Source organism: Algicola sagamiensis DSM 14643, from assembly GCF_000374485.1.
GTDB classification, from domain to species: Bacteria; Pseudomonadota; Gammaproteobacteria; order Enterobacterales; family Alteromonadaceae; genus Algicola; species Algicola sagamiensis.
In genome coordinates this window covers 424335-431806 of record NZ_KB894491.1, presented here as the reverse complement: position 1 = coordinate 431806, position 7472 = coordinate 424335, and the positions used below count along the sequence as shown (strand labels likewise).

Genomic DNA, 7472 nt, shown 5'->3' with positions numbered 1-7472 from the left:
TTATATGTTCAATCATGAATATTGGTGATTTTATAGTCTGTACGCTTTATCAAAGTGTTGTGAAATCGATACATTAAAGCTCTGCCTGCTGATTAAATTCGATGATTTCTTCAATCGATAAAAAGTCTGGATTATCATTTGATGAATATTCGAACCCTTCTGACACGACTTTTCCTTTTTCCTTGAGTGCATTGACTGTATAGTCATTTGCTCGGCTACTAAAACTGATGGTGGGGGAAATCACATAGTGATCGTCGTATTCGTAGGTATGATGGGATAATTCACCTGGACACATGATCTCGTGAAGCTTCTCGCCAGGACGAATGCCAATATATTTGGTGGCCATATCCGGTGCCATGGCTTTTGCCAAGTCAGTAATTTTGATGGATGGGATTTTTGGAACAAAGACCTCACCACCAAACATCCGTTCAAAGTTCTTCAGGACAAAATCGACGCCTTGTTGGAGCGTGATCCAAAACCGAGTCATCTCTTCATGTGTGATGGGAAGATAATCCGCTTTTTCTTGGATCAATTTTTCAAAAAATGGCACAACAGAGCCGCGTGAACCAACGACGTTACCATAGCGAACAACGGAAAAAGTCGTTGAGTGGCCCCCAGCAATGTTATTCGCTGCGACAAAAAGTTTATCTGAGCATAGCTTCGTTGCACCGTAAAGGTTGACAGGATTTGCGGCTTTATCGGTTGATAATGCAATGACTTTTTTGACGTCACAATCCAGCGACGCGTTAATGACATTTTCAGCGCCGTCAATATTGGTCTTAATGCATTCCATTGGGTTGTATTCTGCGGCTGGCACTTGTTTGAGTGCAGCTGCATGGATCACATAGTCAACATCGCGCATTGCACGCTTAAGGCGATCCCCATCACGGACATCCCCGATAAAGAAACGCATACAATCTTGGTTAAAAACTTGCTGCATTTCGAATTGTTTAAGTTCGTCTCGGGAATAAATAATGATCTTACGTGGCTTGAAACGCTTGAGTAGTGTTTGGGTATATTTTTTACCGAATGACCCCGTGCCACCTGTGATCAAAATCGTTTTTCCGTCAAACATGGCTTCCAACGCCTCATTAAAAAATATTGTCAACGCATAAATATCAGGATAGCAGGTATAACTTCTTAGAAAGCAGAATCTTAGCCACAAAAGGGATAATCATAGCGATAGAACCCAATGTTAATGCAGGTTTTCGCTCGGTCTTGGTTGGTTTTGACTGCTATGCTTAACTGTAGGCAAGTGTAGGAGGAGGCTGGACAATGGTGATGAGAATTGACGGTGGGATAAACTCATTCCTGACTCAGACGCAAACAGAGAAAACGAATAATCTGTTTAAACAACTTGCGTCAGGGCAAAGGATCAACAGCGCTGCTGATGATGCAGCAGGACTACAAATTCTGGACCGACTCAATGCTGAGTTGGATGCTTTTCAACAAGGGATACAAAATGGATCGGATGGATTATCACTCGCGCAAACAGCGGAAGGTGCACTCTCCGGAATTGGAGACTCTGTCTCACGGATCCGTGAACTTTCTTTGCAAGCGAGTAATGGCGCATTGACCGATGCAGATCGAACATCCATTCAATCCGAAATCGATCAGCTCACCACACAGGTGAATGATACAGTTCAAAATACTTCTTTTGGTGGTGTCGATTTACTCAATCAAAATGGCAGTTTAAATATTCAGCTGTCGGGAGATAGTACAGTCGGTGTTTCGACATTTGATGTTGGGACCGATTTAGACGGCCTAGGATTGAATAATATTGACGTCACAACTCAGGCTGGTGCTCAAGCAGCGATTGGTACTGCGGATGGTCTACAAGCTCGCGTAAATGAAATTCGAGGTGAGTTGGGGGCACAACAAAATGCTATTGAATCTTCTATCCGTGGTCTGGCGAATCAACAAGTGAATACTGCGGCAGCCGCACAGCGGATCGGGGATACTGATTTTGCTTCCGCATCCTCACAACGGGCACAGAATGATTTTCTGAATCAAGCGAGTCTGAGCGTGCAAAGTCAGGCGAATTTGAGTCAGAGAAATGTGTTAAGTCTTTTAGGATAGGGGTAACCCTATCCTCCTATTTTATAAGTGTTTTTTGTTTAATCTTTGTGAATCCTTCCTTCTTTTTTGTTAAATCTGGCCAATTTTTTGACACTTAACGTCAATATTTTGTCTTATTCCTTGACTCTTTTTGACGAAGGATTATTTTTTAATAAAAACAAACGGAAAATCAGCAATTCAGCTCAATTGAATGCGGTTTCTGTTCCTATTTTAAATCACTTTAGGGTCAGTATGTTAGGCGAAGCTTCGATATATTATTTCGATCTCAATGCGCAAAGACGTTCTTTATTTGAACAGCTCACAGGTTTCATTGATGAGAAAATTAATTTTCTGGAAGAAGCGGATGCAATTCAATCCGTTCAGTCGTCTTCTGATACTATTTTAGTGATCTTGGGGGAAACCGGGGAACACGCATTGATTGACTTGGTCAAAAGTCGGCCCGATTTACCTTTTTTATGCATTGAACAACATGGTATTGACTCTTCCCATGCAGCAAACCTGATTGGTCTGCTGTCACAACCCTTCAAATACAGTGAATTGACACAGTTACTGCGCGATTGTCAGGAATATCGTCGATTTTTACCTGGTCGAAAGGGACAGGGTGTTGATTTACACTTCAGTGGTCTGATTGGTGCAACGCCTGCGATGTCTGAAGTGAAGTTCTTGATTGAACGAGTCGCAAAGACAGATGCAAGCGTCTTGATCTTGGGTGAGTCAGGAACTGGTAAAGAGGTGATTGCAAGAAATATTCATGAGCGTTCAGAGCGTTGTCTGGGACCATTTGTTCCTGTGAATTGTGGAGCCATCCCGGGTGAGCTGTTAGAAAGCGAGCTTTTTGGTCACGAAAAAGGCGCGTTTACAGGTGCGATTGCAGCCCGAAAAGGGCGCTTTGAGCTGGCACAAGGCGGGACGTTATTCTTAGACGAAATTGGCGATATGCCACTGCAAATGCAGGTAAAATTGCTTCGTGTGCTCCAGGAGCGAACCTTCGAACGCGTTGGGGGCACAAAACCAATTCAGGCGAATGTCCGGATCCTGGCGGCAACTCATAGAGAGCTAGAAAATATGATTGAAGAAGGTCGGTTTCGTGAAGATTTATTCTACCGACTCAATGTATTTCCTATCGAATCACCAGCTTTAAAAGAGCGTTCTGAAGATATCCCTGCACTTGTGGATGAACTGATGAAGCGATGTATGACGGTCTCGAAGGTGAAAGTGAAGTTGACCGATACTGCGCTGGACTCTCTCAAACAACATGACTGGCCTGGCAATGTGCGTGAGCTTTCTAATCTGATCGAACGCTTGACCATCATGTATCCGGACCAAGTGGTAGACGCCCATGACTTGCCACAAAAATATCGTTATATCGAAACAGAAGGTTATCAGCCAGAATACCCAGAAGAACTCTACGAACGTGATGCACTCAATGCGCTCTTTAGTGATATTGCCGCGATGGATGAAACCCTAGAGCAGGACGAAAATGCAGATATATTCAGTCAAAATGCATTTGGGTTATTGCCGCCAGAAGGTGTGAATTTGAAGGATTATCTCTCTGATCTTGAAGTTTCCATGATTAATCAGGCATTGGAGTCGACAGGCCACATTGTTTCTCGCGCGTCAGAATTACTGGGGATCCGCCGGACGACGCTGGTAGAGAAGATGAAGAAGTATAATATTGAGAAAAAGGAAGCGGGGTAGCGATGAAAAGGAACTAAGAAAGAGAATGTTTTTGCTTAATTTTTTTACAAAAAATTGACATATTCAGGTTGTGTTCAGTTTGTATCCATAAAATAACTACCACTTTAGTATTGGAGTTGTTTTATGTTTTTTCGTTCAAAAATCACAATTGCCCTCATCAGTACATTTTCTGCTCTTACTCATGCAAACACTTTATCTGGTATCACGCTAGAAAATCTTAATAATGAAATGGGAAATGAAGGTGTTTACCAATTTGATGAAAATAAAGATGGACAGCATGAATTGATCGCCACTTCATCAACGTTATATAACGATGAAGTCGTCAGCCTTTATGGTCCTTTTGGTGGAGCAGTAGAACAAAAAACATTATATCAGACAGAGAAAGATCAAATCTTGGATATCGCTGGTGCTCAAACGACTGATTCACTTCATCAGATTTATGTCATCGAGAAAAATAAGCCAGCCGTAACCGTCATTCAATATGGCTTTTTTCCTGAACCGTTAGAAATTGAGCTGGATAGCGATTTTCAACCAGTTGCAGTTGAAAAAGTTCAACTCAGTGGTAAAAATAAAGTACTTGTTTTTGGTCAGGATAAGACCAGTCTGATCGATACAACGTCTAATAAAGTCGAAAAAACTTATCCTTTTGGTATTAAGAAAAAGTCAAATTATACTCTGGGCTTTTTCACACAATCGGCGGATTTGGAAATCGCTTTGTTGATGAACGGCAATGACAAGATCACGCTCCATCAGTTTAACAAAACTGAGCTAACCCAAATAGCAGACGTCGATAAATACAAACACCCGCTCATCGGAATAAACAGTAAAGGGCTTCGTCTTACAACATTATCAACAGAGTCTGGTTCAGATAGCTTAGGTATATACTATCTTAGTTGTGGTTCTGGATATGGCACCTTTCATCAAATTGGCTTCTCTGGCGGAGCGCAATCGCAGCTATGGGATGTTTTAGCAAATGCAGATACAAACCATCTGATTGATGATTACTCTCATGCTGTACGTGATCTGGCTGCTGTTGATTTCAACCAAGATGGTGTGAAGGATATGCTTGTGCTGATATCAGGACAAGATACAAAAAATATACAAGTCAAAAGTGTCCCATCATTTGATGGGGTAAGTACAACAAATACAATGGTTGAAAGGAAAACCGCTTACCTTCGCTGGATTGATGGAAAAACAGGCTCAGTTATTCAAGATAAGCAACTAAATAACTTTGTGGAAAGTAAAGTCGATTCTAGAACATGTTTTGCTGAGCAAGGTGCTGAAATCTACCAACCCAGATTACATATCGGGAAGGACGATAAGGGACGACCTGCGGTATATATGAGCCATTTCAATGATCTTTCTCAGAAGAAAGCATCATTAAGTCGAGTCACATTAGAAAGTGGTAATTTGGTCATTGATAGTCAGTTGGATGACCAACGTCGACAACAGACGTCTCGTCAAACACGGCGTGCAATGCTGAATACGCAACATGGTTTGAAAGCTTCGTTGATTGTGAGTGAATTTGATACGACAACCAATCAATTCTCTGTTGCATTGTATGACGAAGAGATGGCAAACCTAGTTTGGTCCTCTCAACATCAGGGTGACTTACAAAAACTTTCTATCAATACAACATTCCCTTACCCAAAAAATGTCATCGTACGTGACTTGAACGGCGACAATATTGAAGATATTGCTTTCTTGCTCAAATCAGGTGGACAGGAAAAATTATTTGCTTTTGATGGAATCTCAGGAAAGTTGGTGGAGCCAGCGGGGCTTTCTACAAATATTGAGATGTCTTCTGTAACTTATGATTTTCATGAAGTATCGTCGAAGTCAGACTCGAATGTTCTTGTTGCAGGGAAGCCCGTAAGTGGTATGGTCGAATTACTTTCTCTGGATCTAAAAACAGGGAAAACGACACCTGCTTTAACAAATTCATCCATTATGCTTCCAACAATGAGCGGCTTTGAAACTTATCTGCAAAAGATGAATCTTAAACCATGCTTCGGCGACAAGCTATGTTACTCAGATAAAATCAATTTCTCAATTCTAGATAATATGTCATCTTCTCACTCAAGCCGTGCTTATGTATTATCGTTTGTGTCGCTAGAAAATGGTCATCTACTTCAGTTGGTCAATGAGGGAAGCGGAGATCTCGTTCTCATTGAACTAGACAAGACAAAACAACCTGTTCATCGTACCCCACTTGATAAAGCACAATTTGGTTTGACTCAATTGGAAAAATTGGCAAATGGACATATTAGTGTTTTGTATAAAAATCATATTGGCCAGGTAAAGATCAGCCAATATGATACGAAAAAACGTATTATCACAAAAGAACTCATTCTTGATAAACACACGCAACATATCACAGCAACACCTATCTTAACGCGTGATGATGTCGAAAATGGCGAGAACTTTTATGTAGATTCACAATATGAAACGCATTTAAAAACTAGCAAGGACTGGGAGAAAGCACCAGATTTAAGAGATCATCTCACTGTAAAAGTTGTTGGGCCAAAAGGACAGCATACGTCCTATGATTTTACGAAAGAAGTATCGGAGCAGCTCAATGCTCAGGGTATCATTATCAATGTGAAAACCCAAATGACATGGGCTGTTTCATCTGATGTTCGTAAAATTGAGTCTGGTAAAACAATGATATATCGTTTGAAAAGTGGACAGGATTTACAAGGGACAGATCAAGCGAGAGCGATCATTCGAAATGACCAAGGAGAGATCCAGGGGCAGGTAGCAGTTTCGTTTGACTTTTCGAATGAAGCACCAGCAGCAAATAGCTTGGCAATGGAAGTACTGACTTTAGAACCAGTTTCTAAACAACTTCCGGCTGAAGATGCAGAAGGTGGTGTACTCACCTTTGCTGTTGAGCAACCAACTTCTGGTACTGTCGTGCTTGATGATGCTTCTACGGGTGCATTTATATTTACACCAGACCAAAAAAATCCGCAAAACACATCGTTCACGTACACGGTAACGGATAATCAAGGTTTTTCCAGTGAAGGGACAGTCACGTTGACGCAAAATACGGCACCACAACTGGTTGCTCAGACATTCCAGATGAAAGATAAGCGGACTGGAACAGAGGTTGTGAAAGCGGAAGACACCCAAAAGGACAGCATGTCATTTGTTGTAAAAGTACAGCCAAAACAGGGTGAAGTGAAGATCACGAAAGAGACAGGTGAATTTACTTTCCAATCGGCAACGGATGTAAATACTGATGTGACTTTTACAGTTGAGGTGACGGATGAACATGAGATGAAGAGCGATGTTGTCATTACATTGAAGGCCATCAAAGTGACAACACCACCCGTTGTTACACCAGGTACAGGTGATGATTCTGAGCCGACAACACCTCCAGTTGTTACACCAGATACAGGTGATGGTTCTGAGCCGACAACACCTCCAGTTGTTACACCAGATACAGGGAATGAGTCTGAACCGACCACGCCACCAGTTGTGAAATCAAATACGGATGATGAGTCAAACACAGATAAGACACAGCCGTCGAATGAAACCAAACCAGAGACAAAGTCTTCTCACTCAGGGGGTTCGATGTTCTATGCGTTTGGGCTTTTGCCACTCGTTTTGAGAAGAAAGCGTCAGTAATTGAACATGAACCTTTCTCTTGATAAAAAGCCTTCTTGATGAAGGCTTTTTTTGTGGGTCTA

4 protein-coding genes are annotated in these 7472 nt (G+C 41.7%); 3 read left to right on the top strand and 1 reads right to left on the bottom strand.

Annotation, left to right across the window (positions count from 1 at the left end):
• Positions 1-73 precede the first annotated feature (73 nt).
• Positions 74-1075, bottom strand: a complete 1002-nt coding sequence (gene pseB / locus C505_RS0101970) for a UDP-N-acetylglucosamine 4,6-dehydratase (inverting) (protein ID WP_018690922.1) — start codon at positions 1073-1075, stop codon at positions 74-76.
• Positions 1076-1275: 200 nt separating this feature from the next.
• On the opposite strand from pseB, the gene C505_RS0101965 reads away from it, so the two are divergent.
• From C505_RS0101965 to C505_RS0101955, 3 genes are all read left to right on the top strand, one after another.
• A complete protein-coding gene (locus C505_RS0101965) occupies positions 1276-2079 on the top strand; it encodes a flagellin N-terminal helical domain-containing protein (RefSeq protein WP_018690921.1) in 804 nt (267 codons plus the stop codon).
• A gap of 231 nt (positions 2080-2310) precedes the next feature.
• The gene (locus C505_RS0101960) at positions 2311-3777 is read left to right on the top strand and encodes a sigma-54 dependent transcriptional regulator (RefSeq protein WP_018690920.1); all 1467 of its coding nucleotides are present in this window, start codon (positions 2311-2313) and stop codon (positions 3775-3777) included.
• Between the two features lie 123 nt (positions 3778-3900).
• A complete protein-coding gene (locus tag C505_RS0101955; RefSeq protein ID WP_018690919.1) occupies positions 3901-7410 on the top strand; it encodes an Ig-like domain-containing protein in 3510 nt (1169 codons plus the stop codon).
• Positions 7411-7472 lie beyond the last annotated feature (62 nt).